The organism is Streptomyces sp. NPDC041068 (assembly GCF_040647455.1).
GTDB lineage: Bacteria > Actinomycetota > Actinomycetes > Streptomycetales > Streptomycetaceae > Streptomyces.
On the sequence record NZ_JBEZCG010000007.1, the window covers coordinates 103,083 to 128,704 of the forward strand.

At 72.0% G+C, this 25,622-nt stretch carries 25 protein-coding genes; 18 read left to right on the forward strand and 7 right to left on the reverse strand.

Annotated elements, in window-relative coordinates; genetic code table 11:
* Window positions 1-340 precede the first annotated feature (340 nt).
* Complete coding sequence (locus AB0B50_RS17570; RefSeq protein WP_362331984.1) at window positions 341-1,204, reverse strand: biotin--[acetyl-CoA-carboxylase] ligase; 864 nt, start codon at window positions 1,202-1,204, stop codon at window positions 341-343.
* A gap of 124 nt (window positions 1,205-1,328) precedes the next feature.
* On the opposite strand from AB0B50_RS17570, the gene AB0B50_RS17575 reads away from it, so the two are divergent.
* From AB0B50_RS17575 to AB0B50_RS17590, 4 genes are all read left to right on the forward strand, one after another.
* Window positions 1,329-2,906: an acyl-CoA carboxylase subunit beta gene (locus AB0B50_RS17575; protein ID WP_362331987.1), complete on the forward strand. Its 1,578-nt coding sequence runs from the start codon at window positions 1,329-1,331 to the stop codon at window positions 2,904-2,906.
* Window positions 2,907-2,923: 17 nt separating this feature from the next.
* Window positions 2,924-3,130, forward strand: a complete 207-nt coding sequence (locus AB0B50_RS17580; RefSeq protein WP_362331990.1) for an acyl-CoA carboxylase subunit epsilon — start codon at window positions 2,924-2,926, stop codon at window positions 3,128-3,130.
* 92 nt (window positions 3,131-3,222) lie between these two features.
* On the forward strand, window positions 3,223-3,351 hold the full coding sequence (locus AB0B50_RS17585; protein ID WP_362331993.1) for a hypothetical protein: 129 nt from the start codon (window positions 3,223-3,225) through the stop codon (window positions 3,349-3,351).
* A gap of 54 nt (window positions 3,352-3,405) precedes the next feature.
* Window positions 3,406-4,014, forward strand: coding sequence for a nucleoside triphosphate pyrophosphatase (locus tag AB0B50_RS17590; protein WP_362331996.1), 609 nt, complete (start codon window positions 3,406-3,408; stop codon window positions 4,012-4,014).
* A gap of 21 nt (window positions 4,015-4,035) precedes the next feature.
* Here AB0B50_RS17590 and AB0B50_RS17595 read toward each other — a convergent pair whose 3' ends face one another.
* A complete protein-coding gene (locus tag AB0B50_RS17595) occupies window positions 4,036-4,542 on the reverse strand; it encodes a hypothetical protein (RefSeq protein ID WP_362331999.1) in 507 nt (168 codons plus the stop codon).
* A 355-nt stretch (window positions 4,543-4,897) separates the two neighbouring features.
* Between AB0B50_RS17595 and AB0B50_RS17600 the strand changes: the two genes are divergently transcribed.
* From AB0B50_RS17600 to AB0B50_RS17615, 4 genes are all read left to right on the forward strand, one after another.
* Window positions 4,898-6,673: a biotin carboxylase N-terminal domain-containing protein gene (locus AB0B50_RS17600; protein WP_362332001.1), complete on the forward strand. Its 1,776-nt coding sequence runs from the start codon at window positions 4,898-4,900 to the stop codon at window positions 6,671-6,673.
* Between the two features lie 278 nt (window positions 6,674-6,951).
* Window positions 6,952-7,827 carry a hypothetical protein gene (locus AB0B50_RS17605; RefSeq protein WP_362332004.1) on the forward strand — a complete coding sequence of 292 codons (876 nt, stop codon included), beginning with the start codon at window positions 6,952-6,954 and terminating at the stop codon, window positions 7,825-7,827.
* A 5-nt stretch (window positions 7,828-7,832) separates the two neighbouring features.
* Window positions 7,833-8,006, forward strand: a complete 174-nt coding sequence (locus AB0B50_RS17610) for a hypothetical protein (protein ID WP_362332007.1) — start codon at window positions 7,833-7,835, stop codon at window positions 8,004-8,006.
* 132 nt (window positions 8,007-8,138) lie between these two features.
* On the forward strand, window positions 8,139-8,702 hold the full coding sequence (locus AB0B50_RS17615) for a helix-turn-helix domain-containing protein (protein ID WP_362332783.1): 564 nt from the start codon (window positions 8,139-8,141) through the stop codon (window positions 8,700-8,702).
* Between the two features lie 74 nt (window positions 8,703-8,776).
* On the opposite strand, the gene AB0B50_RS17620 is transcribed toward AB0B50_RS17615, so the two are convergent.
* Together AB0B50_RS17620 and AB0B50_RS17625 are read right to left on the reverse strand one after the other, a co-directional pair.
* Window positions 8,777-9,751: a DeoR/GlpR family DNA-binding transcription regulator gene (locus AB0B50_RS17620; protein WP_362332010.1), complete on the reverse strand. Its 975-nt coding sequence runs from the start codon at window positions 9,749-9,751 to the stop codon at window positions 8,777-8,779.
* Between the two features lie 176 nt (window positions 9,752-9,927).
* Entirely contained in the window at window positions 9,928-11,376 is a 1,449-nt protein-coding gene (locus AB0B50_RS17625; RefSeq protein WP_362332013.1) for an NAD(P)H-quinone dehydrogenase, read from the reverse strand.
* Window positions 11,377-11,494: 118 nt separating this feature from the next.
* On the opposite strand from AB0B50_RS17625, the gene AB0B50_RS17630 reads away from it, so the two are divergent.
* The 4 genes from AB0B50_RS17630 (at window position 11,495) to AB0B50_RS17645 (ending at window position 16,299) form a co-directional block, all read left to right on the forward strand.
* A complete protein-coding gene (locus AB0B50_RS17630; protein ID WP_361170463.1) occupies window positions 11,495-11,932 on the forward strand; it encodes a gamma-glutamylcyclotransferase in 438 nt (145 codons plus the stop codon).
* 102 nt (window positions 11,933-12,034) lie between these two features.
* Window positions 12,035-12,859 (forward strand): purine-nucleoside phosphorylase, encoded by an 825-nt coding sequence (locus AB0B50_RS17635; protein WP_362332016.1) that lies wholly within the window; start codon window positions 12,035-12,037, stop codon window positions 12,857-12,859.
* A 441-nt stretch (window positions 12,860-13,300) separates the two neighbouring features.
* On the forward strand, window positions 13,301-14,953 hold the full coding sequence (locus tag AB0B50_RS17640; protein ID WP_362332019.1) for a phospho-sugar mutase: 1,653 nt from the start codon (window positions 13,301-13,303) through the stop codon (window positions 14,951-14,953).
* 134 nt (window positions 14,954-15,087) lie between these two features.
* Window positions 15,088-16,299 (forward strand): hypothetical protein, encoded by a 1,212-nt coding sequence (locus tag AB0B50_RS17645; protein WP_362332022.1) that lies wholly within the window; start codon window positions 15,088-15,090, stop codon window positions 16,297-16,299.
* 156 nt (window positions 16,300-16,455) lie between these two features.
* Here AB0B50_RS17645 and AB0B50_RS17650 read toward each other — a convergent pair whose 3' ends face one another.
* Window positions 16,456-17,094: a PH domain-containing protein gene (locus tag AB0B50_RS17650; RefSeq protein WP_362332025.1), complete on the reverse strand. Its 639-nt coding sequence runs from the start codon at window positions 17,092-17,094 to the stop codon at window positions 16,456-16,458.
* A gap of 88 nt (window positions 17,095-17,182) precedes the next feature.
* Here AB0B50_RS17650 and deoC point away from each other — a divergent pair, with 88 nt between their 5' ends.
* From deoC to AB0B50_RS17665, 3 genes are read left to right on the forward strand one after another with little or no spacing between them, the layout of a single operon-like run.
* The gene (gene deoC, locus AB0B50_RS17655; RefSeq protein WP_362332027.1) at window positions 17,183-18,121 is read left to right on the forward strand and encodes a deoxyribose-phosphate aldolase; all 939 of its coding nucleotides are present in this window, start codon (window positions 17,183-17,185) and stop codon (window positions 18,119-18,121) included.
* Window positions 18,122-18,124: 3 nt separating this feature from the next.
* On the forward strand, window positions 18,125-19,564 hold the full coding sequence (locus AB0B50_RS17660; protein ID WP_362332030.1) for an aldehyde dehydrogenase family protein: 1,440 nt from the start codon (window positions 18,125-18,127) through the stop codon (window positions 19,562-19,564).
* On the forward strand, window positions 19,557-20,456 hold the full coding sequence (locus AB0B50_RS17665; protein ID WP_362332033.1) for an aldehyde dehydrogenase family protein: 900 nt from the start codon (window positions 19,557-19,559) through the stop codon (window positions 20,454-20,456). Before AB0B50_RS17660 ends, AB0B50_RS17665 begins: the two co-directional genes overlap by 8 nt.
* A gap of 54 nt (window positions 20,457-20,510) precedes the next feature.
* On the opposite strand, the gene AB0B50_RS17670 is transcribed toward AB0B50_RS17665, so the two are convergent.
* Window positions 20,511-21,251: a TetR/AcrR family transcriptional regulator gene (locus AB0B50_RS17670; RefSeq protein ID WP_362332036.1), complete on the reverse strand. Its 741-nt coding sequence runs from the start codon at window positions 21,249-21,251 to the stop codon at window positions 20,511-20,513.
* An 89-nt stretch (window positions 21,252-21,340) separates the two neighbouring features.
* Here AB0B50_RS17670 and AB0B50_RS17675 point away from each other — a divergent pair, with 89 nt between their 5' ends.
* Window positions 21,341-21,946, forward strand: a complete 606-nt coding sequence (locus AB0B50_RS17675; RefSeq protein WP_362332039.1) for an NAD(P)H-dependent oxidoreductase — start codon at window positions 21,341-21,343, stop codon at window positions 21,944-21,946.
* Window positions 21,947-21,980: 34 nt separating this feature from the next.
* Window positions 21,981-23,540 (forward strand): DHA2 family efflux MFS transporter permease subunit, encoded by a 1,560-nt coding sequence (locus AB0B50_RS17680; protein WP_362332042.1) that lies wholly within the window; start codon window positions 21,981-21,983, stop codon window positions 23,538-23,540.
* Here the strand turns inward: AB0B50_RS17680 and AB0B50_RS17685 are convergent.
* Complete coding sequence (locus AB0B50_RS17685; RefSeq protein WP_362332045.1) at window positions 23,537-23,968, reverse strand: hypothetical protein; 432 nt, start codon at window positions 23,966-23,968, stop codon at window positions 23,537-23,539. The genes AB0B50_RS17680 and AB0B50_RS17685 overlap by 4 nt on opposite strands.
* 243 nt (window positions 23,969-24,211) lie before the next feature.
* On the opposite strand from AB0B50_RS17685, the gene AB0B50_RS17690 reads away from it, so the two are divergent.
* Window positions 24,212-25,618, forward strand: coding sequence for a threonine/serine exporter family protein (locus AB0B50_RS17690; RefSeq protein ID WP_362332048.1), 1,407 nt, complete (start codon window positions 24,212-24,214; stop codon window positions 25,616-25,618).
* Window positions 25,619-25,622: the final 4 nt, after the last annotated feature.

The window sequence follows — 25,622 nt, forward strand, 5'->3', positions numbered from 1 at the left end:
GCCGCAGCTCACTCCCGATCACTCCCGACTCCCGCGACCCGCCGCTTGACGGCTGGGGGTCCGGGGGTCGCCCCCCGGGAAAACACAGCACGGCAGGCGTGCCGCAGCTCACTCCCGATCACTCCCGACTCCCGCGACCCGCCGCTTGACGGCTGGGGGTCCGGGGGTCGCCCCCCGGGAAAACACAGCACGGCAGGTGTGCCGCAGCTCACTCCCGATCACTCCCGACTCCCGCGACCGCCGCCAAGCGCTCCGCGGATGCGCCACGCCATGCCGTCGGGCGCCTGCGGGTACGTCGTGGCCGATCGCGCAGTTCCCCGCGCCCCTGCGGGGCGCACCCTCATTCCGCCGGGCGCAGATGCACGATGTCCCCCGCTCCCACCGGCTGCTGCACCCCGTCCTCCGTGGCCAGGACGAGGCGGCCGTCGCCGTCCACCGCCACCGCCTCGCCGACCAGGGCGCGGTCGCCCGGCAGCTCGGCCCGTACGCGTCGGCCGAGCGTCGCGCACCCCGCGGCGTACGCCTCCTGGAGCCGGGACGCGGCGGGGTCGCCGCCGGCCGCGCGCCAGTCCCCGTACCACTGCTCCAGGGACCGCAGCACGGCCCGCAGCAGCGGATCGCGGTCCGTGACCTTCGCCCCGGCGAGCGCGAGGGACCCCGCGGTCGGCACCGGCAGCTCGTCCTCGCGCAGCGTCACGTTGAGGCCGACGCCGACGACGACGCCCCCGCCGGACACGGAGCCCGCCCGCTCCGCGAGGATGCCGCCCGCCTTGCGCTCCTGGTCACCGACGGTGACCAGGAGGTCGTTGGGCCACTTGAGTGCGGTGTCCACACCGGCCGCCCGGGACAGTCCCGTCGCGACGGCCACGCCGGTGAGCAGCGGCAGCCAGCCCCACCGCTCCACCGGCACCTCCGAAGGCTTGAGCAGTACGGAGAGGAAGAGGCCCGAGCGCGGCGGCGCCGACCACTGCCGGTCAAGGCGGCCGCGCCCGGCGCTCTGCTCCTCGGCGACGAGCACCGTGCCCTCGGCGAGCTCGTCGGCCCGTGCCGCGAGGTCGCTGTTGGTGGACCCGGTGGCGGCCACCACGTCGAGCGAGGTCCACAGGCCGCCGTCGCGCACCAGCGCCCGCCGCAGGGAGGCAGCGCCGAGCGGCGGCCTGTCGAGGTCGGACCAGCGGTTGTCTTCAGCATCTGACGACGTCATGCAAGCCACCTTAGGTGTGGTAAACGCCGCACTGCCGAACGGTATCCGCGCCGATACGCTACGGGTCAGTAGCCAGCCGTAAGCCGCCGTACGCACCTTTGAGCAGGCAGGGAGCCGCATCCCTATGTCCGAGATCGACATCCACACGACCGCCGGCAAGCTCGCGGATCTCCAGCGCCGCATCGAGGAGGCCAAGCACGCGGGCTCGGCCAGAGCGGTCGAGAAGCAGCACGCCAAGGGGAAGCTGACGGCGCGCGAGCGGATCGAACTCCTCCTCGACGAGGGCTCGTTCGTCGAGTTCGACGAGTTCGCGCAGCACCGCTCGACCAACTTCGGCCTGGAGAAGAACCGGCCGTACGGCGACGGCGTGGTGACCGGATACGGCACGGTCGACGGCCGTCCTGTCGCCGTCTTCTCGCAGGACTTCACGGTCTTCGGCGGCGCGCTCGGCGAGGTCTTCGGCCAGAAGATCGTCAAGGTCATGGACTTCGCCCTGAAGACCGGCTGCCCGGTCATCGGCATCAACGACTCGGGCGGCGCCCGCATCCAGGAGGGCGTCATGGCCCTCGGGATGTACGGCGAGATCTTCCGCCGCAACACCCATGCCTCGGGCGTGATTCCGCAGATCAGCCTGGTCGTCGGCCCGTGCGCGGGCGGCGCGGTCTACTCCCCCGCGATCACCGACTTCACGGTCATGGTCGACCAGACCTCGCACATGTTCATCACCGGGCCCGACGTCATCAAGACGGTAACCGGCGAGGACGTCGGCTTCGAGGAGCTGGGCGGCGCCCGCACCCACAACGCCACGTCCGGCGTCGCGCACCACATGGCGGGCGACGAGAAGGACGCCATCGAGTACGTCAAGTCCCTTCTCTCCTACCTGCCTTCGAACAACCTCAGTGAGCCGCCCGCCTTCCCCGAGGAGGCGGACCTGGAACTCACCGACGAGGACCGGGAGTTGGACACCCTCATCCCGGACAGCGCGAACCAGCCGTACGACATGCACGGCGTGATCGAGCACGTCCTGGACGACGCGGAGTTCTTCGAGACGCAGCCGCTGTTCGCGCCGAACATCCTCACCGGATTCGGCCGCGTCGAGGGCCACCCGGTGGGCATCGTCGCCAACCAGCCGACCCAGTTCGCCGGCTGTCTGAACATCGACGCGTCCGAGAAGGGCGCCCGCTTCGTCCGCACCTGCGACGCGTTCAACATCCCGGTCATCACCTTCGTCGACGTGCCGGGCTTCCTGCCGGGCGTCGAGCAGGAGCACACGGGCATCATCCGCCGGGGCGCGAAGCTGATCTACGCGTACGCCGAGGCCACGGTCCCGCTCATCACGATCATCACGCGCAAGGCCTTCGGCGGCGCGTACGACGTCATGGGCTCCAAGCACCTGGGCGCCGACCTGAACCTCGCCTGGCCGACCGCGCAGATCGCGGTGATGGGCGCGCAGGGCGCGGTGAACATCCTGCACCGCCGCACGATCGCCGAGGCCGGGGACGACGTCGAAGAGGTCCGCGCGCGGCTCATCCAGGAGTACGAGGACGCGCTGCTCAACCCCTACACGGCGGCCGAGCGCGGCTACATCGACGCCGTGATCATGCCTTCGGAGACCCGGTCCCATCTCGTACGCGGCCTGCGTCAGCTGCGTACGAAGCGGGAATCCCTGCCTCCGAAGAAGCACGGCAACATCCCCCTCTAGTCCTTCAGGGAGCGGTCATGATCAAGGTCGTACGGGGCAACCCGACCCCGGAGGAGCTCGCCGCCGCCCTGGCGGTGGTCCAGGCGCGCGCCGCGGCGGTGGCGAACCAGCCGTCCGGCGCGCCCGCGCTGCCCGATTCCTGGGCCGACCCCGCGCGGGTGGCCCGCCATCGCCTGCCCGCCCCCTCGCCCACGGCGTGGGGCCGCACCTACTGGCCGGGTTAGGCGAGGGCACGGACGCCATAGGTGAGTTGGGCCGGGGAACTTGAGTACGCGTACTCAGGCGCCCCGGCCGCCCCGGCCGCAGTATCGACTCCATGCTGTGGTCGGATCCGGAGGACAACCCTCCCAAGGACATGCGGGACATGCAGGCGAAGATGCGCCGCGCGGGAGTCGTCCTGGCCCTGGCCATGGTGGTGGCGATGTTCGTGCTGAGCATCCACTGAGCGCCCTCGCCCGCCCCGCGCCCGGGGCTCGGGCGGAGCGCCTACCCTGACCGCATGAGTGATCAGCCCCGCCGTCTCGTGCTCGCCTCCCAGTCCCCCGCGCGCCTCGGCCTGCTCCGCCAGGCCGGCCTCGCCCCCGAGGTGATCGTCAGCGGCGTCGACGAGGACAAGGTCTCCGCGCCCACCCCCGCCGAGCTCGCGCTCGCCCTGGCCGAGGCCAAGGCGTCCGTGGTCGCCGCACGGCCCGAGGCCAAGGGCGCGCTGGTGGTCGGCTGCGACTCGGTCCTCGAACTGGACGGCCGGGCGCTCGGCAAGCCCGCCGACGCCGAGGAGGCCACCGCGCGCTGGAAGGACATGCGCGGCCGCGCGGGCGTCCTGCAGACCGGCCACTGCGTGTACGACACCGTCTCGGGCCGTTACGCGTCGGCGACGGCCTCGACCGTGGTCCGCTTCGGCGACCCCTCGGACGAGGAGATCGCCGCGTACGTCGCGAGCGGCGAACCGCTGCACGTGGCGGGGGCGTTCACCCTGGACGGCCGCTCGGCGCCGTTCGTGGACGGCATCGAGGGCGACCACGGCAACGTCATCGGCCTCTCGCTGCCGCTGCTGCGCCGCCTGCTCGCCGAACTGGGCGTGGGCATCACGCAGTTGTGGCAGAAGTAGCCGCGGGCCGCGGACGGCGGCTCAGGCGTGCTGCGGGGCGCCGCTCTCCGGCGCCCCGTTGTTCTGTGCCGCATCGTTCCGTGTCGCGTCGTTCTGTGCCGCGCCGTCCCGCCGCGCCTCGCCCTCGTCCTGCTGCGCCTTCTTGTCGTACGCCACGAGCGTGAGGACGATCAGGCCGAGCACGACCATCATGAACGCGAACGCGAGCCAGCCCACCAGCCCCACGGAGAAGGCCCCGAGGAGCCCGTGCACGACGGCGCAGCTGATCAGGAGCAGCCGGCCGAAGCCGCCGGGGGCGCGGTCGCGTGCGGCGGCGCGGGCCATGACGAGGGCGCACAGGGCGAGATAGCCGCCGAAGACGATGCCGCCGACCCAGGTCGACACGGACATCGCGCGCGGGTCGAGGCCCGCGAGGGACATCTCCTGCTTGTCGACGACGAGGCCGAGGAACCAGTTGAGGAGCGCGATGCCGATCGCCTCCGCGACGAGAACGATCGCGCCCACCCAGGCCACCGGTCTGCGCGCCACGGCGCCCCACCCTCTTCCCACTGCTGTTACCCCAAGTACGTTCGAGCCATCGCGAACGCTACTAACGGGTAAACCCCGGGACAAGGGCTGCGTCGAAGGCAAAGAATCATTGGGCCATTCGTAGGGACTCCACAAAGAAAGCCGCTTCGCCGCAGCGCTGCCTCACAGAGACCTTGACCACATCGGAGGGCTACGCTGCCGGGGAGAGATCCTGCGTACCGTGGTACGACAAGGGATTTCGCGGATCGAGCGGGCCTCGAGTCACACTCCGTGTGGGCAAGCTCACCATTGGGGACGGGTCGTAACGCCGTGTCGGCAGTCCCTAAACTCGGCTTGTTTCAAGGAGGGAGCCATCGTGCGCAAGGTGCTCATCGCCAACCGTGGCGAAATCGCTGTCCGCGTTGCTCGGGCATGCCGGGACGCAGGGATCGCGAGCGTAGCCGTCTACGCAGATCCTGACCGGGACGCTCTGCATGTCCGTGCGGCAGATGAGGCGTTCGCCCTGGGCGGTGACACTCCGGCCACCAGCTACCTGGACATCTCCAAGGTGCTTGCCGCGGCCAAGGACGCGGGGGCGGACGCGATCCACCCCGGATACGGCTTCCTTTCGGAGAACGCCGAGTTCGCGCAGGCCGTGCTGGACGCCGGTCTGATCTGGATCGGCCCGCCGCCGCAGGCCATCCGTGACCTGGGTGACAAGGTCGCCGCCCGCCACATCGCGCAGCGCGCGGGCGCCCCGCTGGTCGCGGGCACGCCCGACCCGGTGTCCGGCGCCGACGAGGTCGTCGCCTTCGCCGAGGAGCACGGCCTGCCGATCGCCATCAAGGCGGCGTTCGGTGGTGGCGGCCGCGGTCTGAAGGTGGCCCGCACCCTCGAAGAGGTCCCCGAGCTGTACGACTCCGCGGTGCGCGAGGCCGTGGCCGCGTTCGGCCGCGGCGAGTGCTTCGTGGAGCGCTATCTCGACAAGCCGCGGCACGTGGAGACCCAGTGCCTCGCCGACCAGCACGGCAACGTGGTCGTCGTCTCCACCCGTGACTGCTCGCTGCAGCGCCGCCACCAGAAGCTGGTGGAGGAGGCCCCGGCGCCGTTCCTCTCGGACGCCCAGGTCGAGGAGCTCTACAGCGCCTCGAAGGCGATCCTGAAGGAGGCCGGCTACGTCGGCGCGGGCACCGTCGAGTTCCTCGTCGGCGTCGACGGCACGATCTCCTTCCTGGAGGTCAACACCCGTCTGCAGGTGGAGCACCCGGTCACCGAAGAGGTCGCGGGCATCGACCTCGTACGCGAGATGTTCCGCATCGCCGACGGCGAGGAACTCGGCTACGGCGACCCCGAACTGCGCGGCCACTCCTTCGAGTTCCGCATCAACGGCGAGGACCCGGGCCGGGGCTTCCTGCCCGCGCCGGGCACCGTCACCGCCTTCGCGCCTCCGTCGGGCCCCGGCGTCCGCCTGGACGCGGGCGTCGAGTCGGGCTCGGTCATCGGCCCGGCCTGGGACTCGCTCCTGGCCAAGCTGATCGTCACCGGCGCGACCCGCGAGCAGGCGCTGCAGCGTGCCGCCCGCGCGCTCGCGGAGTTCAACGTCGAGGGCATGGCGACCGCCATCCCGTTCCACCGCGCCGTCGTCAAGGACCCGGCGTTCGCGCCCGAACTGACCGGCTCCAGCGACCCGTTCACGGTCCACACCCGCTGGATCGAGACCGAGTTCGTCAACGAGATCCCGCCGTTCGCCGCGCCCGCCACGGATGCCGAAGCGGACGAGGAGCCGGGCCGCGAGACGGTCGTCGTCGAGGTCGGCGGCAAGCGTCTCGAGGTCTCCCTGCCCTCCTCGCTCGGCATGACGATCGCGCGCACGGCCGCCGCGGGCGGTGCCCGTCCCAAGCGCCGCGCGGCCAAGAAGTCGGGCCCGGCCGCCTCCGGCGACACCCTCGCCTCGCCCATGCAGGGCACGATCGTCAAGGTCGCGGTCGAGGAGGGCCAGGAGGTCAAGGAGGGCGACCTGGTCGTCGTCCTGGAGGCCATGAAGATGGAACAGCCCCTGAACGCCCACCGATCGGGCACGATCAAGGGCCTCGCCGCGGAGGTGGGCGCGAGCCTGACCTCCGGTGCGGTCATCTGCGAGATCAAGGACTGACCCGGCGACGGGGCGAGGCACACGGGGCTCCGCCCCGAACCCCGCTCCCCAATCGCCGGAGAGGCTGATTCTTCCCGGGCCGGGCTGGTTCTTCCAGTCCGGCCCGGTGGCGTTTCAAGGCAGCCTGAGCCGACGGCATTTCAAGCCTGTCCGGCGTTTGAGGACGAGCTCGGCGGAGCCGGTGACAGAGCGAGCCATGACGCAGGGCACTCGCAACCGCCGCACCCCCTCCCCGCGTCCTACTCCCACGTAGAACCGAAGACCACGGGGGGACTTCAGTGACACGTACGGGGGACATATGGGGCCTGCTCGCCGCCGCGGGCGCCCTCGCCGGAGGCGGCTGGCTCGCGGCAGCCGCGGACACCGGCCAGCGCTACGAGGCAGGGCTCGTGCTGGGCCTGGCCGCAGGCCTGTCCGTGGCGCTGCTGCGGCGCTTCACCGGGCTGCCGATGGGGCGGCGACGGCCCTACACCTTCGCCCTGCCGCTGCCCGCGCCCGACTGGCGGGCCCCACTGCCCGACCCGGGCGGTGATCCCGAGGCCCTGCGCCCGCAGGCCGAGGAGCGCGCGGCGCTGCTCTCCGACGCGTCCGCGCTCGGCGACACCCTGCGCCACACCTGCTCCCTGCCGCCCCAACTCCGCACGGAGCTTGCCTCGTTCGCCGTGACGGCGTCGATCCAGGCGAGCAACTCGGTGATCCACTCCGCGCTCAGCGCCGCGGACGAGGGGCCGCGGAGCCCGGATCCCGCGTACGACACCGCGTACGCCCTGGGAGAGCTCGTCGCGGGCATCGAGTTCAGCCGCATCGGGATGTGCGCCCTGGAGGCCCTGGTGACGGAGCGGCCGCTGCGCCCCGACCCGCCCTGCTACTTCAACCCGCTGCACGAACGCGGGCACGCGCGCGTGGCGCCCCCGGTCGCCGTGGACGGCGCCGACGAGGTCGCCGCCTGCCACGGCTGCGCCAAGGAGCCCGCACCACTCCTCGTGCCCTCCGCGGCCGGTCCCGTGCCCTACTACGAGAGCGACGCCGTCGACGCGCGCTGGCGGCTGCTCGGCTACGGCGCGGTCGTCCCCGACAACGGCGCCACGATGATCGCCACGGCCCGCGACGGCTTCCGCCCGAGCGCCAAGAAGACCCGCGCGAAGGTGAGTTGACGATCATGGGAGACCTGGCCACCGGCATCCTCAGCGGAGCCGTCATCGGCACCTGCGTCACGTACCCCCTGGTCCTCTGGCTGACCAGGAACCTGCGCGGCGGCACCCTGCCCCCGCACCGGCGCGAGCGCAGGGCCAGGGCGGAGCTGGACGCCTTCTTCGGCCACCGGCTGTCCTGACCTCGCCCGGACGTGCCCGGCGGGCAGTGGCATCCTTGAGGGACGCGTACGTTCACGAAGGGTGCGGGGATGACGACCGGCACGGGCCAGCAGGCGAGACCGCCGCAGCAGGCGGCACAGTCGGCGCGCACCATGCGGGCCGACGCCCGCCGCAACTACGACCGGCTGCTCGCCGAGGCGCGCGCCGCCTTCGCCGAGCACGGCACGGGCGCCTCCCTGGAGGACGTGGCACGCCGCGCGGGCGTCGGCATCGGCACGCTGTACCGGCACTTCCCCAACCGGCACGCGCTGATGAGCGCGGTCTGGGAGGACGCGGTGAGCGACCTGCTCGCCCGCTCGCACGCCCTGCTGGACGCCCCGCAGCCGTGCGCCGCTCTCGTGGCGTGGCTGCGTTCGATCGTCACTCATGCGGGTGAGTACCGCGGCCTGTCGAGCGCGCTCATGTCGGCGTCGCACGACGACAGTTCGGCGCTCGCGCAGTGCAGCAAGCCGATGCGCGAGGCGGGCTCGGCGCTGCTCGCCCGCGCGCAGGAGGCGGGGGCCGTGCGCCCCGACGTCTCCATCTCCGATCTGCTCCAGCTGACCAACGCGATCTCACTGGCGGCCGAAGAGACCCCGGACGACCCGGAGTTGGCCGACCGACTGCTCACGCTGACCCTGCGGGGCCTGAAGGCCGACGGGCAGGCCGCGGCATAGCGCCCGCTCCGGCACCCCTGCCGTCACGGACTGTCACGGCCCGTCGGCGCCACCGCTCCGGCCCCGCCCGGGTCTCAGCGGCGGCGCAGATCCGCCACCCGCGCGGCCCGCTCCCCGGGCGGCTGCTCCCCGAGGATCGCGCTGCGCAGCTGCTGGCCAGGGCCCGCCCCGTGGTTGCGACGCTGACCCGGCAGGGGCACGTCCCGGCGCGGCTGGCGCCCCGCCGGGACGGAATCGGCACCGGGCCCCGCGTTAGGGACGGCGGCGGATCCGCCCGCCACCGCGATCTGCACGCCCTGGTCGGCCAGGGCCTGCAGTTCCGTGGCCGCCCGGTCGTCGTGCCCCGGCGGCTCGTCCGTGACCAGGCGGGTGATGACGTCCGTCGGCACCGTCTGGAACATCGTGTCGGTGCCGAGCTTGGTGTGGTCGGCCAGGACCACGACCTCGGCGGCCGCCTGGACCAGGGCACGGTCCACGCTCGCGGAGAGCATGTTGGACGTGGACAGACCGCGCTCGGCGGTCAGACCACTGCCCGAGAGGAACGCGCGCGACACGCGCAGCCCCTGGAGGGACTGCTCGGCGCCGCTGCCCACCAGTGCGTAGTTGGAACCGCGCAGGGTGCCGCCTGTCATGACGACTTCCACCCTGTTGGCGTGGGCCAACGCCTGTGCCACCAGCAGGGAGTTGGTGACGACGGTCAGACCGGGGACCCGCGCGAGCCGTCGGGCCAGCTCCTGCGTGGTCGTACCCGCCCCGACGACGATGGCTTCGCCTTCTTCGACGAGACCCGCCGCGAGATCGGCGATGGCCGTCTTCTCGGCGGTCGCGAGATGTGATTTCTGCGGAAAGCCGGACTCCCGCGTGAATCCGCCCGGCAATACCGCACCGCCATGTCGGCGGTCGAGGAGTCCTTCTGCCTCCAGCGCGCGCACGTCCCGCCGTACGGTCACTTCGGAGGTCTGGACGACGCGGGCGAGCTCACGGAGCGATACTGCCCCGTTGGCTCGCACCATTTCGAGGATCAATTGGCGACGTTCTGCAGCGAACACGAAACTGACAGTAACCCCAACGACCGTCTGCTTTCAGCAGTTTGCGCCGAATTACAGAAGTTGTTCGCACGACAGGGTGGGAAGTGGTATAGGTGCGTACTCGCTCCGCCTATGCCGCGCGAATGGGCCGCAACAGTGCGTGACCTGCGAAGAGTTGATTCAAGCCGCGGCCCGGATCAGCCCTCGCCCGCCGCCTTCCGCGTGTGGAGTTGACGCGCCACCTCAGCGATCGACCCCGAAAGCGATGGGTACACGGTGAACGCATTCGCGATCTGCTCGACCGTCAGATTGTTGTCGACCGCGATCGAGATGGGATGGATCAGTTCCGAAGCGCGCGGCGCGACGACCACACCGCCGACCACGATGCCCGTACCCGGACGGCAGAAGATCTTGACGAAGCCGTCGCGGATGCCCTGCATCTTCGCGCGCGGGTTGCGCAGCAGCGGCAGCTTGACGACCCGGGCGTCGATCTTGCCCGCGTCGACGTCGGCCTGGCTGTAGCCGACAGTCGCGATCTCCGGGTCCGTGAAGACGTTCGCGGACACGGTCTTCAGGTTCAGCGGCGTCACCGCGTCGCCCAGGAAGTGGTACATCGCGATGCGCCCCTGCATGGCGGCGACGGAGGCGAGCGCGAAGACGCCGGTGACGTCACCGGCGGCGTACACACCGGGGGCGGACGTGCGCGAGACCTTGTCGGTCCAGATGTGCCCGGAGTCCTTCAGCTTGACCCCGGCCTCCTCCAGACCCATGCCGCTGCTGTTCGGGATGGCGCCGACGGCCATCAGGCAGTGCGTGCCGGAGATGACGCGGCCGTCGTCGAGCGTGACCTCGACCCGGTCCCCGACGCGCTTGGCGGATGCGGCGCGGGAGCGGGACATGACGTTCATGCCGCGGCGGCGGAAGACGTCCTCCAGGACCGCGGCGGCGTCCGGGTCCTCGCCCGGGAGCACGCGGTCACGGCTGGACACGAGGGTGACGTTGGAACCGAGGGCCTGGTAGGCACCGGCGAACTCGGCGCCGGTGACACCCGAGCCGACCACGATGAGCTCCTCGGGGAGCTCGTCCAGGTCGTACACCTGGGTCCAGTTGAGGATGCGCTCGCCGTCGGGCTGGGCGTCGGGCACCTCGCGCGGGTGGCCGCCGGTCGCGATCAGCACCGCGTCGGCGACGAGGGTCTCCTCGCTCCCGTCGGCGGCGCGCACGATCACCTTGCGCGACCCGTCGATGTCCTGCTGCCCCTCCAGGCGGCCGCGGCCGCGCAGCACGCGCGCGCCCGCACGCGTGACGGAGGCGGTGATGTCGTGGGACTGCGCGAGCGCGAGGCGCTTCACACGGCGGTTGACCTTCCCCAGGTCCACGCCGACCACGCGCGCGGGGGTGTCGATGTGCGGGGTGTCGTCCGCGACGATGATCCCCAGCTCTTCGTACGACGAATCGAAGCTGGTCATCACCTCGGCCGTCGCGATCAGAGTCTTCGACGGAACGCAGTCGGTGAGCACCGACGCCCCGCCCAGACCGTCGCAGTCGACGACGGTCACCTCCGCGCCGAGCTGGGCGGCCACAAGAGCCGCCTCGTATCCGCCGGGTCCGCCGCCAATGATCACGATCCGAGTCACGTACTCCATTGTCCCGCACGCTTCAACCAGCTTCGCCCCGGGGCCCTCCGTCCGTGCACGCACCCCGTCCGAGCGGTCCTTCCGCCGCGGCGGTGGCACACCCGATCGCTGCCGTACCCTCGACCTCATGTCGCTCTACGCCGCGTACGCCGGCAATCTGGATCCGCGGCTCATGTCACGCCGCGCCCCGCACTCCCCGCTGCGCGCGACCGGCTGGCTGAACGGCTGGCGGCTCACCTTCGGCGGAGAGCACATGGGCTGGGAGGGCGCCCTCGCCACCATCGTCGAGGCCCCCCGTTCCCAGGTCTTCGTCACGCTCTACGACATCGCCCCCATGGACGAGGACTCCATGGACCGCTGGGAAGGCGTGGGCCTGGACATCTACCGCCGCATGCGCGTGCGCGTCCACACCCTGGAGGGCGAGGAGCCTGCCTGGGTGTACGTCCTCAACGGATACGAAGGCGGCCTCCCGTCAGCCCGCTACCTGGGCGAACTGGCGGACGCCGCGGAGTCGGCCGGGGCACCCCACGACTACGTGATGGAACTCCGCAAGCGCCCCTGCTGACGCCTCCCGTCCAGCTCTCGTCGGAAACGACAAGACAACGATCGAAATCCCGTGAGCATCGTCATCTACGCGCGTAGGGCGCGACCGGCTACTCTCATCGACGTGAACGCTTCAGTTATTCCGGACGACATCCAGGGCGACCCCTACGCCGCCGCCGACGCCGCCGCCGCGCGCCTGCGCGAGCTGACGGGCGCCGAGACCCACGACGTCGCCCTCGTGATGGGCTCCGGCTGGGCGCCGGCCGTCGACGCGCTCGGCACCCCCGAGGCCGAGTTCCCGGTCACCGAGCTGCCCGGCTTCCCGCCGCCGGCGGTCGAGGGCCACGGCGGCCGCATCCGCTCCTTCAAGGTCGGTGACAAGCGGGCCCTGGTCTTCCTGGGCCGCACCCACTACTACGAGGGCCGCGGCGTCGCGGCCGTCGCGCACGGCGTCCGCACCGCCGTGGCCGCGGGCTGCAAGACGATCGTGCTCACCAACGGCTGCGGCGGCCTGCGCGAGGGCATGCGCCCCGGCCAGCCGGTACTGATCAGCGACCACCTGAACCTCACGGCGACGTCGCCGATCGTCGGCGCGAACTTCGTGGACCTCACGGACCTGTACTCGCCGCGGCTGCGGGCGCTCTGCAAGGAGATCGACCCGTCCCTCGAAGAGGGTGTGTACGCGCAGTTCCCCGGCCCGCACTACGAGACGCCGGCGGAGATCCGCATGGCCCGCACGATCGGTGCGGACCTGGTGGGCATGTCGACGGTCCTCGAGGCCATCGCCGCCCGCGAGGCCGGCGCGGAGGTGCTCGGCATCTCCCTGGTCACGAACCTCGCCGCGGGCATGACGGGTGAGCCGCTGAACCACGAGGAGGTGCTTCAGGCGGGCCGCGACAGCGCCACCCGCATGGGCGAACTCCTCGGCCAGGTCCTCGGCCGCATCTGATCCCTCCGGGGATGCCGCCGGGTCTCTTGCTTGCCCGGCGGCATCCCCCACCCCGCCGCTCCGCGGCGGATGTCTCCCACCCACCCGCCCGTTTCCCCCGTAGTGGACATGCGCGAGCAGGAACAAAGGGGGTGGGCAGGCGGTGGCCTTGTGCGTGCGGGAGCAGAGGGTGGGTGGGGGAGGCGGTGTCACAACCCCCTTCCCCAGCCTGTGGAGAGCACGCCCCCACCCACCCGCAGTCGCGCACGCGCATGAGGGGACGTGGGGGTATGTGCGCGCGGAGCACCGCGCACAACGCCCGCCGGCACCGCAGCAACCAGGCCCCGCAACAAAGATGGCGAGCACGGACATACCCCCGCGGCCCCGCCCCCAAGACGATGACAAGGCGAACCCCCGCCCAAGGCGCCCCCGCCAGAAACCGCACGAGAGGCTGAAGAAACCGTGCAGGACTCCTCGCAGGACACCGAACTCATCGCGCGTGCCCAGGCCTGGCTGGCCGAGGACCCGGACCCCGAGACCCGCGAAGAGCTGGCCAAGCTCATCGACTCCGCGGACACCGACGAGCTGACCGCACGCTTCTCCGGCACCCTCCAGTTCGGCACCGCGGGACTCCGCGGCGAACTCGGCGCGGGCCCCATGCGCATGAACCGCAACGTGGTCATCCGCGCCGCCGCCGGCCTCGCCGCGTACCTGAAGTCCAAGAACCGGACCGACGGCCTCGTGGTCATCGGCTACGACGCCCGCTACAAGTCGGCCGACTTCGCACGCGACACCGCCGCCGTCATGACCGGCGCGGGCCTCAGGGCCGCCGTGCTCCCCCGCCCCCTGCCCACCCCCGTCCTCGCCTTCGCCATAAGGCACCTCGGCGCGGTGGCGGGCGTGGAGGTGACGGCCAGCCACAACCCCCCGCGCGACAACGGCTACAAGGTCTACCTCGGCGACGGCTCCCAGATCGTCCCGCCCGCGGACGCGGAGATCGCAGCCGAGATCGACGCCATCGCGTCGCTCCACGACGTCCCCCGCCCCGAGGCCGGCTGGGAGACCCTCGGCGACGACGTCCTGGAGGCCTACCTGGCGCGCACGGACGCCGTCCTGGCCCCGGACTCCCCCCGCACCGCCCGCGCCGTCTACACGGCGATGCACGGCGTCGGCAAGGACACCCTCCTCGCGGCCTTCGCCCGCGCCGGTTTCCCCGCCCCGGTCCTCGTCGCCGAGCAGGCCGAGCCGGACCCGGACTTCCCGACGGTCGCGTTCCCGAACCCGGAGGAGCCGGGCGCGATGGACCTGGCCTTCGCGACGGCGGCCCGCACCACTCCCGCCCCTGACCTGATCATCGCCAACGACCCGGACGCGGACCGCTGCGCCGCCGCGGTCAAGGACGGCGAGGACTGGCGGATGCTCCGCGGCGACGAGGTGGGAGCCCTCCTCGCCGCGCACCTGGTGAACCGCGGAGCACAGGGCACCTTCGCCGAATCGATCGTCTCCTCCTCCCTCCTCGGCCGGATCGCCGAGAAGGCGGGCCTCCCGTACGAGGAGACCCTCACCGGCTTCAAGTGGATCGCCCGCGTCGACGGCCTCCGCTACGGCTACGAGGAGGCGCTCGGCTACTGCGTGGACCCCGAGGGCGTCCGCGACAAGGACGGCATCACCGCCGCCCTCCTGCTCACCGAGCTCGCCTCCGAGCTCAAGGAGCAGAACCGCACCTTCCTCGACCTGCTCGACGACCTCGCGGTGGAGCACGGCCTGCACGCCACCGACCAGCTGTCGGTCCGCGTGGAGGACCTGTCCCTGATCGCGGACGCCATGCGCCGCCTGCGCGAGCGGCAGCCGACGGAGCTCGCGGGACTGCGGGTCACCAAGGCGGAGGACCTGACGCGGGGCACGGACAAGCTCCCGCCCACCGACGGCCTGCGCTACACCCTCGACGGCGCCCGCGTCATCGTCCGCCCGAGCGGCACGGAGCCGAAGCTCAAGTGCTACCTGGAGGTCGTGGTCCCGGTGTCGGACACGTCCGGGCTCCCCGCGGCCCGCGCCAAGGCCACGGACCTCCTCGCGGCGATCAAGCGTGACCTCTCCGCGGCGGCGGGCATCTGAGCGGCCCCCGCCCCACCGCGGGCCACCCGGACGGGTGGTTCCGCTAGCGCAGCTGCCGCAGCGATCCGGTGCGCTGCCGGTCCCCCAGGAAGGGACGACCGGTAGCGCACGATCACGTTCCGGGAGCTGCCGCAGTGCCGTACGGAATCTCCGAGTCCTCGACCGCCGCCCCGTCCCCGGTCGTCCCCGCGTCCAGGAGCCCCCGCAACGCCGCGCATCCGCGCCCCGGCCGCGCCCAGCGCGCGGCCCGCGCCCTGCGCCACGCGTCGCCCGCGCTCCTGGCGTACGCGGCGGTGCGCCTGCTCGGCGCGCTGGCCTTCGCCCTGTGGGCGCGCAGGGAGCACCGCGGCGTGTGGCACCTGCTGGCGGAGTCGTGGGACTGCGACTGGTATCTGAAGATCGCGGAGCACGGGTACGCGGACACCCTCGGCTCCCAGTTCGACGCGAACAACCTGGCGTTCTTCCCGCTGCTCCCGACCCTCATCAGGGCGGGTGAGGCCCTCGCCCCCGCACTGCCGCGCGGAGCGGTCGGCCTCGCGGTCGCGCTGGTGTCCTCGTTCGTCGCCGCGTGGGGGATCTTCGCGGTGGGCGACCGCCTGTACGGCCGCCGTACGGGCGTCGTCCTGGCCACGCTCTGGGGCAGCCTGCCCGTGGCGCTCGTGCAGTGGATGGGCTACACGGAGTCGCTGTTCACGGCACTGGCCGCATGGTCGCTGTACGCGGTCCTGACGGGCCGCTGGCTGTGGGCAGGCGCCCTGGCCTCGCTCGCGGGACTGACCCGCCCCACCGGGGTGGCCCTCGCGGCGGCGGTCTCCCTGACGGCACTGCTCGCGCTGCGCCGCGACTTTCTCGTACGCACCCTCCTGGGCGCCCTGCTCGCCCCGCTGGGCTGGCTCACGTACGTCGGCTGGGTGGGCCTGCGCCTGGGCCGCTGGGACGGCTACTTCGCCGTACAGAAGCTGTGGCACAACGAGTGGGACGGCGGCGTGGAGACGCTGCGCCGCATGCACGGCCTGTTCGTGATCGAGCGGCCGCAGCTGTTCCTCGCCATGGTGACGGCGGTGCTGCTCGGCTCGGTGGTCCTCTACGTGCTCTCGGCGGCCGACCGCCAGCCGCTGCCCCTGCTGCTCTTCACGGGCCTGCTCCTGCTGATCGTGCTCGGCAGCAGCGGGGTCTACTTCCCTCGGGCGCGCTTCCTGCTGCCCGGCTTCCCGCTGCTGCTGCCGCTCGCCGTGGCGCTGGCTCGGGCGCGCACGCACGTGATGGTGACGCTGCTGTCGGCCGCGGCACTGGGCTCGGCCGCGTTCGGCGGCCACATGCTCCTGGCGTGGCTGGGCCCTCCGTAGAGAACCCGGACTTCCGGCAGAGAACCCGGACCCTCCGCAGGGAACCCGGCCCCTCCGCAGAAAGCCTCAGGTCATCTGAAGACCTCAGGCCACCTGAAGACCCCAGGTCACCCGAAGACCTCAGGCCACCTGAAGACCCCAGGTCACCCGAAGACCTCAGGCCACCGCCAGCAGCACCACAAGCAGCACCGCCCCCACCGCGCACGGCGCGATGACCTCGTAGGACCAGCGCACCGCGGGCTCGCCCTGCGCGGACTCGGCGGAGGCCCGCGCTTCGGAGAGCTCGCGGAGTTCGTCCATGGCCTGGTCACCGGTGGCGCGCGCCGGCGGGGCCTTGGGGTCGAGGAAGGGGCGGCCGCCTGCCGTCGGGTCGCCCGAGGCCGCGGCCTGCGACTGCCTGCGCGCCGCCTTCTTGCGGCCGCGCAGGGAGACGGGGATCGCCCAGAGCTGGTACTTGGTGCCGTCGTTGGTGAGGACCTCGTTCGAGTAGCCCGAGCGGAGCGTCGCGATGGACCCCCAGGGCAGCGTGATGGTCCTGAAGGGGTTGCGGACGCGGAGCCGGTCGTCGTTGGCGTACACGACGGGGCGCACGGTGAACGCGACGACCAGCGGCACGGCGAGCAGCAGCCCGGCGAGCGCGAGCCACGGGGTGCGGCCCTCGCCGCGGACCACGGCGTCGATGCCGAGCCAGGCGCCCAGGGCGAGCAGCAGGACACCGCCGGCGATGCCGGCCGGGGACCGGAAGGTGCGGTCCTTGTACGCGGGCTCCGCCACGGGGTTCTGGGGGTCGCTCATACCCTGATTCTGCCTGAAGCCCCGCCCGGGGCCCCGGCCCCCACCCCTGTACAGCAGCTACGCGCGTAGATATGCTCCCCTCGTGACCATGCCCACTGCATTCGCTGACGTGACCGCGTCCGACAGCACGCTCCGCCGCTTCCTCCACGGGCTGCCCGGCGTCGACGCGGTCGGCCTGGAGGCGCGCGCCGCCTCGCTCGGTACCCGCTCGATCAAGACCACGGCGAAGGCGTACGCCATCGACCTGGCCATCTCGATGATCGACCTGACGACGCTGGAGGGCGCCGACACCCCGGGCAAGGTCCGGGCGCTCGGCGCGAAGGCCGTCAACCCCGACCCGACCGACCGCGGCACCCCGCGCACCGCCGCCGTCTGCGTCTATCCGGACATGGTCGCCACCGCCAAGGAGGCCGTCGCGGGCAGCGGCGTGAAGGTCGCGTCCGTCGCGACCGCCTTCCCCGCGGGCCGCGCCGCCCTCGACGTGAAGCTCGGTGACGTGCGCGAGGCCGTCGCTGCGGGCGCCGACGAGATCGACATGGTCATCGACCGGGGAGCCTTCCTCTCCGGTGACTACATGACGGTCTTCGAGCAGATCCGCGCCGTGAAGGAGGCCTGCGGCACCGCCCGCCTGAAGGTCATCTTCGAGACCGGTGAGCTCTCGACGTACGACAACATCAAGCGCGCCAGCTGGATCGGCATGATCGCGGGCGCCGACTTCATCAAGACCTCGACCGGCAAGGTCGGCGTCAACGCCACCCCCGCCAACACGCTCCTGATGCTGGAGGCCGTGCGCGACTTCCGTGCGCAGACCGGGGTGCAGATCGGGGTGAAGCCCGCGGGCGGCATCCGCTCGACCAAGGACGCGGTGAAGTTCCTCGTCCTGGTGAACGAGACGGCCGGGCCCGACTGGCTGGACAACCACTGGTTCCGCTTCGGCGCCTCCTCGCTCCTCAACGACCTGCTGATGCAGCGTCAGAAGCTGGCCACAGGACGCTACTCCGGCCCCGACTACGTGACGGTGGACTGACCCATGACCTCCACTCCCTTTGAGTACGCACCCGCGCCGGAGTCCCGCTCCGTCGTCGACATCGCCCCGTCGTACGGCCTGTTCATCGACGGCGAGTTCACCGATGCCGCCGACGGCAAGGTCTTCAAGACGGTCTCCCCGTCCACCGAAGAGGTCCTCTCCGAAGTCGCGCAGGCCTCCTCCGAGGACGTCGACCGCGCGGTGAAGGCCGCCCGCAAGGCCTTCGAGAAGTGGTCGGCGCTGCCGGGCGCCGAGCGCGCCAAGTACCTGTTCCGCATCGCCCGGATCATCCAGGAGCGCAGCCGCGAGCTGGCCGTCCTGGAGACGCTGGACAACGGCAAGCCGATCAAGGAGACGCGCGACGCCGACCTCCCCCTGGTCGCCGCGCACTTCTTCTACTACGCGGGCTGGGCCGACAAGCTCGACCACGCGGGGTACGGGCCGAACCCGGCGCCGCTCGGCGTCGCGGGCCAGGTCATCCCGTGGAACTTCCCGCTCCTGATGCTGGCCTGGAAGATCGCCCCGGCGCTCGCGACCGGCAACACGGTCGTCCTGAAGCCCGCCGAGACGACCCCGCTGTCCGCGCTCTTCTTCGCGGACATCTGCCGCCAGGCGGGCCTGCCCAAGGGCGTCGTCAACATCCTTCCCGGGTACGGCGACGCGGGCGCGGCCCTGACCGCCCACCCCGACGTCAACAAGGTCGCCTTCACCGGCTCCACCGCCGTGGGCAAGGCCATCGCCCGTCAGGTCGCGGGCACCGACAAGAAGGTCACGCTCGAACTGGGCGGCAAGGGGGCGAACATCGTCTTCGACGACGCCCCGATCGACCAGGCCGTCGAGGGCATCGTCACCGGCATCTTCTTCAACCAGGGCCAGGTCTGCTGCGCCGGTTCGCGCCTGCTCGTGCAGGAGTCGATCCAGGAGGAGCTGCTCGACAGCCTCAAGCGCCGCCTGTCGACCCTGCGTCTGGGCGACCCGCTCGACAAGAACACCGACATCGGCGCGATCAACTCCGCCGAGCAGCTCGCCCGCATCACCGCGCTCGCCGAGACCGGCGAGGCGGAGGGCGCCGAGCGCTGGTCGCCCGCCTGCGAACTGCCGTCCTCCGGCTACTGGTTCGCGCCGACGCTCTTCACGAACGTCACGCAGGCGCACACCATCGCCCGCGACGAGATCTTCGGCCCGGTGCTCTCGGTGCTCTCCTTCCGTACACCGGACGAGGCCGTCGCCAAGGCCAACAACACGCAGTACGGGCTCTCCGCCGGCATCTGGACGGAGAAGGGCTCCCGCATCCTGGCGGTCGCGAACAAGCTCAGGGCGGGCGTCGTCTGGGCCAACACATTCAACAAGTTCGACCCGACCTCGCCCTTCGGCGGCTACAAGGAGTCGGGCTTCGGCCGCGAGGGCGGCCGCCATGGTCTGGAGGCGTACCTCGATGTCTGAGAAGTCCGAGCAGCAGCGACTTGGCGTCTTCAAGACCTACAAGCTGTACGTGGGCGGGAAGTTCCCGCGTTCCGAGAGCGGCCGGGTGTACGAGGTGACGGACTCGAAGGGCAAGTGGCTGGCCAACGCCCCGCTGTCGTCCCGCAAGGACGCGCGTGACGCCGTCGTGGCGGCCCGCAAGGCGCAGGGCGGCTGGGCGGGCGCGACCGCGTACAACCGCGGCCAGATCCTCTACCGCATCGCCGAGATGCTGGAGGGCCGCCGCGAGCAGTTCGTCCGTGAGGTCGCGGACGCCGAGGGCCTGTCCAAGTCCAAGGCCGCCGCGGTCGTGGACGCGGCGATCGACCGCTGGGTCTGGTACGCGGGCTGGACGGACAAGATCGCCCAGGTCGCGGGCGGGGCGAACCCGGTCGCGGGCCCGTTCTTCAACCTCTCGACGCCGGAGCCGACGGGCGTGGTCGCGGTCGTCGCACCCCAGGAGTCGTCGTTCCTCGGCCTGGTCTCGGTGCTCGCCCCGGTCATCGCGACGGGCAACACGGCCGTCGTGATCGCCTCCGAGAAGGCCCCGCTCCCCGCGCTCTCCCTGGGCGAGGTCCTCGCGACCTCGGACGTCCCCGGCGGCGTGGTCAACATCCTCACCGGCAAGACCGCCGAGATCGCGACGCCGCTCGCCGCCCACCAGGACGTCAACGCGATCGACCTGACGGGCGCGGACGCGGACCTGGCGCGCGAGCTCGAGATCGCGGCCGCGGACAACCTCAAGCGCGTGCTGCGTCCACAGCCTGTGGACTTCGCGGCCGACCCCGGCACGCACCGCCTGACGGCCTTCCTGGAGACCAAGACGGTCTGGCACCCGACGGGCTCGCTGGGCGCGTCGGGCTCGGCCTACTAGCCACTCCCGCACACCGGAGCCCCGGCCTCCTCCGTCCAGGAGGCCGGGGCTCCGTCATGCCCGCGGGTCGAGGCCGAGCCGCACCCCGATGCCGTCCAGGACGCAGTCGAGCCCCGTCTCGAACTGCCAGGTGGCGTCGTCCTTGCGGCCCGCCCCGAGGGCGTAGCGCCGGTAGGCGGGGTAGCGGCCGGTGTCCATCAGGTACCTCATCTGCGGCGCGAGTCCGCGGCGCGTCTCGTCGCCACTGGTCCAGCCGTTGTCCTCCATGTACTGGCGCAGCGCCACCTCCGACTGGCTGACGCCGTGCACGTAGGCGCCGACGGTGCGGAACGCCGTCATGATCGTGTCGGCGTCGAGGCCGTGGTTCTCCAGGGCCGCCAACTGCCGTTCGGCCATGGCCATCCGGTTCGGCGTCAGGGCGAAGTGCGGCGTGGGGAGCTGGGCGAGCCAGGGGTGCTCCAGCATCAGCCGACGGCTGCCGACGGCGTACGCGCGCAGCACCTCGCGCCAGCCGGTCGCGTCCTCGGGGACGACGACCTCGGCCGTGACCCGGTCGACCATCAGCGCCCACAGGTCGTCCTTGCCTGAGACATGGCGGTACGCGGCCATGGGCGCGACGCCCAGCTCGGTGGCGAGGCGGCGCATGGTGACGGCCGCGAAGCCCTCGGCGTCGGCGACCTTCACCGCCACCGCCGCGATCTTCTGCGGTGTCAGCGCGGCACGCTGCGTGGCTGCCGGGCGCTCCATGCGCTCCCAGAGCGAGACCTCGGGCTCGCCCTTCTTCTGTGTGGCCATGCGTACACCGTATCCCTTGTAGACGCCGTACACATCGATGTGTACGTTGTACGCGAAAGATACGTCGTACACATTCCAGGGGGTTCCCCATGTCCGCCACCGCCACCGTCTCGGCCGCACTCCGCGTCGCCGTCCTCGTCGGCTCCACCCGCGAGGGCCGCTTCGCACCCGTCGTGACCGAGTGGATCAAGGGGCACATCGCACAGCGCGCCGACATGGACCTCGACGTCGTCGACCTGGCCGAGACCCCGCTCCCCACCGTCTTCCCTGCCTTCGGCCAGCCGCCCGCGCCGGGCACCGAGGAGGCGCTCGCCCTGGTCTCGCCGCGCCTCGCGGCCGCCGACGCGTTCGTGTTCGTCACGCCGGAGTACAACCACAGCTTCCCGGCCTCGCTGAAGAACGCCGTCGACTGGCACAACGAGCAGTGGCACGCCAAGCCGATCGGCTTCGTCTCCTACGGCGGCATCTCAGGAGGCCTGCGCGCGGTCGAACAACTCCGCCTGGTCATGGCCGAGTTGAACGCGACGACCATCCGCAACACGGTCAGCCTGCACCACGTCTGGGGCCTGTTCGACGAGGACCACGCGATGAAGGACCCGCAGAGCGACGCCGCGGCCAAGTCGATGCTCGACCAACTGGCCTGGTGGGCCGAGGCCCTGCGCGCGGCGAGGACCGCCCGCCCGTACGCCGCCTGACGCCACGCCACGCCAACACCCCCGGGGGGAAGCCATGAATCAACGTACGCGAGAAGCCGCGCCGTCCGCCGTGACCGCGGAACCCGCCACCGCCGAGGCCCCGTCACCCTCCCGCCTCGCCGTCCTCGGGCTGCTGCTCGGCATCGTCCTGGCGACGCTCGACGGCACCATCGTCGGCACCGCACTGCCGACGATCGTCGGCGAACTCGGCGGCCTCGGCCACTTCTCCTGGGTGGTGACGGCCTACCTGCTCACCACCGCCGTCTCCACCCCGATCTGGGGCAAGCTCGGCGACCTGTACGGCCGCAAGGGCAGCTACATGACCTCCATCGCCGTCTTCCTCATCGGGTCCGTGCTCTGCGGACTCGCCCAGGACATGGGGCAGTTGATCGCCTTCCGCGCCCTGCAGGGGCTCGGCGCGGGCGGCCTCTTCGTGGGTGCGCTCTCCCTCATCGGGACGCTGCTCCCGCCCGCGCAGGCCGGGCGCTCGCAGTCGATGATCGGTGTGATGCTGCCGGCCGCCATGATCGGCGGGCCGCTGCTCGGCGGCTTCCTGACCGACCAGCTCGACTGGCGCTGGGTGTTCTACGTCAACGTGCCCTTCGGCGGCGCCGCGCTCCTGATCGTCGGCCTACTCGTCCATGTGCACACCGAACGCAGCAGGGCCCGCATCGACTACGCGGGCGCCGCGCTCCTCACGGCGGGCATCCTCGCGCTCACGCTGCTCGGCACCTGGGGCGGAACGACGTACGACTGGATCTCCCCGCAGATCGCGGGCCTCGCGCTGCTCGCGGCGGCCGCGCTCGCCGCCTTCGTCCGCGTGGAGCGGCGCGCCGCGGAACCCGTCATCCCGCCGCGCCTGTTCCGCGACCGCAACTTCACGCTCGCCCAGGTCCTCACCTTCCTCGCGGGCGCGGCGATGCTGGGGGCGGCGAGCTATCTGCCGCAGTACATGCAGTTCGTACGCGGTGCCTCGTCGACGGAGAGCGGACTGCTCCTGCTCCCCCTGATGCTCGGCATGATGGGCGCCCAGCTGTACATCGGCAGGGCGGTCGGCAAGGGCGGCGGGTACCGCGCGTACCCGATCGCGGGCGGCGCGGTGGCCACGGCGGGCGCCCTGGCCCTGCTCACCCTCGGCACGGACACCGCGACGGGCATGGCCTCCGCGCTGACTCTGCTGCTCGGCGTGGGCCTCGGCTGCCTGATGCAGCCCTCGCTGCTGATCACCATGAACAGCGCGGAGCCCCGGGACATGGGCGCGGCGAGCGGCACCACCACACTGCTGCGCACCATCGGCGGCTCGCTCGGCGTCGCCGTGCTCGGTTCCGTCCACACCGCCCGCATGACCGACAGCCTCACGGACCGCCTCGGCCAGGACGGCGCACGTCTGGCGGGCGGCCACGAGCTCACGCCCGAGGTCCTGCGTTCCCTGCCCGAACCGGTCCGCGACGCCTTCCGCTCCGCCGTCACCGGCGGCCTGCACGGCATCATGATCGGCACGGCGGCGCTGTGCGCGATCACGTTCGCGGCGGCCTGGCTGATCCGCGAGGTGCCGCTGCGGTCGTCGGCCGGGGCCTCTTCCGCGACCGACTAACCGGGCAGCAGCCCCGTGGCGGGACCCACCACCGGCATGTCGTCCAGGGAGCCGCCCTGGGCGAGCGGGCCGGTGGCGGCCGCCGTGCTGACCGGCTTGAAGTCCGCGATCTGCGTGCCGAGCGAGTTGTCGAGCGGGTCGACGCCGGTGCCGGCCAGCGGGTCGAGCTGGAGGGTCTTGGCCGGGGCGAGGCCGCCCGCCGTCGAGCGGTGCACCGCCTCCGCGAGGGCCTGCCCCGGCGTCGCCGCGTCCACGTCGCCGAGCGGGGTGGAGAACCCGACCGCCTGCGTCGCCGACACCGGCGCCGCGCTGGCCGTCGCCGCCCCGCCCGCACCGAGGGCGGCGCCCGCGGCCGTGACGGTCAGCCCCGCACGCAACAGCGCGCGGGAGCCGGGCCTGGGTGACTTGGGTGCTGCGTGTCGTGCCATGGGTACCGCCCATATCCGTGCGTTGCGAGTATCCGTACGTTGCGAGTGATCGCCGATCACGCGTAACCGAGCGAGCACGTAGCGTAGTTGACGCCTGGGGTGGCGGCCAAAGGCGACCCGCGGGTCGACCGGGCAGCTACTCCACGCCAGTGGTTGCCGTGCGCCTCACGCCGTCGCGCCGCCCCGGCCTCCCGCGCGTGCCCGAGGCTGGGGCCGGGCACGAGCGAGGGCGGCGAGGAGCACATGGGTGACGAAGCGGATCACGAGGAGCACAAGGACAAGGAGCGCAGGAAGCGGCGCGAATCCGAGGGCGGGGAGGTCCTGGAGCGCCTGAAGCACACGGCCTTCGACGGGGCGGTGGACGTCAGCTCGGAACAGCTGTCCGGGCGCGACGCCCGCCGGGTCATGGACTTCGCCCTGCGCCTCGGCCAGGAGCTGTTCCTCTCCGGGTTCGACACGCAGACCATCGAGTCCTCCGTGATCGCGGTCTCGACGGCCCTGGAGCTCAACCACCTGGAGGTCGACATCACGGCCCGCACCATCCACCTCCAGTACGCGCCTCCGCACCAAGTACCGGCGTCGATGATGCGCGTCACCCGGACCTCGGAGGACCCCCGCGACCTCAGGCGGATGGCGGCGCTGCACCGCCTGGTGGGCCATGTGGTCGCGGGCCGCCTCGACGTGCGCCAGGCCATGAAGGCCCTGCAGCACATCCAGGACACCCCGCCCTACTGGCCCTGGTGGGTGCGCACGGCGGGCGGCGGGGTGCTCGCCGCTTCGGTGACGTTGCAGGTGGGCGGCTCGGTGTGGGCCGCGGTCACCGCGGTGGTCGTGCTGATGGCGTGCGACCGGCTCGGCTGGCTGCTGTTCCGCGCCGCCATGCCGTTCTTCTTCGTCATCGCGGCCCAGGCCGCGCTGGCCGTGGTCCTGGGCATCGCGCTGCTCAACACCGGCCTCGTCGTTCCCTACAGCACGGCCGTGATGGCGGCGAACCTGGTGGTGCTGCTGCCGATCGTGCCACTGATCGCGCTGCCGCAGGACGGCATCACCGGCTTCTCCCTGATGGCCGCCACCCGGGCCGTCAACGTGACCCTGGCCCTGGCGGGCATGGCCACCGGGGTGCTCGTCGTCGCCGTGCTCGCCGACGAGGCGACGGCGGACCTCTACGCGCCGTACATCGACCACGCCACGCTGCCCGTCTGGGGCGGGCTCGTCGTCTCCGCGGTCGGGGCGCTCGGCAACTGCTTCTCCATGGGCGGCACCCGGCGGCTGCTGCCCGTGGCCGTCGCCGCCGGAGTCCTGGGCGGCGCGGTGAACATGGCGGTCTCCCACGCCGTGCACGCTCCCGCGCTGGCGGTGCTGTGCGCGGCGGCGGCCCTGGGGGTGGGCGGGGCAGCGTGCAGCCCGGCGCTGCGGGTGCCCGCGGCGGCCGTCGTCGTCCCGGGAACCACCGGCGCCCTCCTGCCCAGCCTCCAGGTGTACGAGAGCCTCACCCAGCTCTCGGTGGGGCGCGAAGGCGCCGGGACGGCCGCCCTGCTCGCCCTGCTGTCCACGGCGGCCATCGGGGTCGGCGCCGTCGCGGGCGGCCTGATCGGCCACGCCCTGATCCGCACCGCGACGCGACTGCGCCCCGCCCCGCAGGCCGACTAGCGTT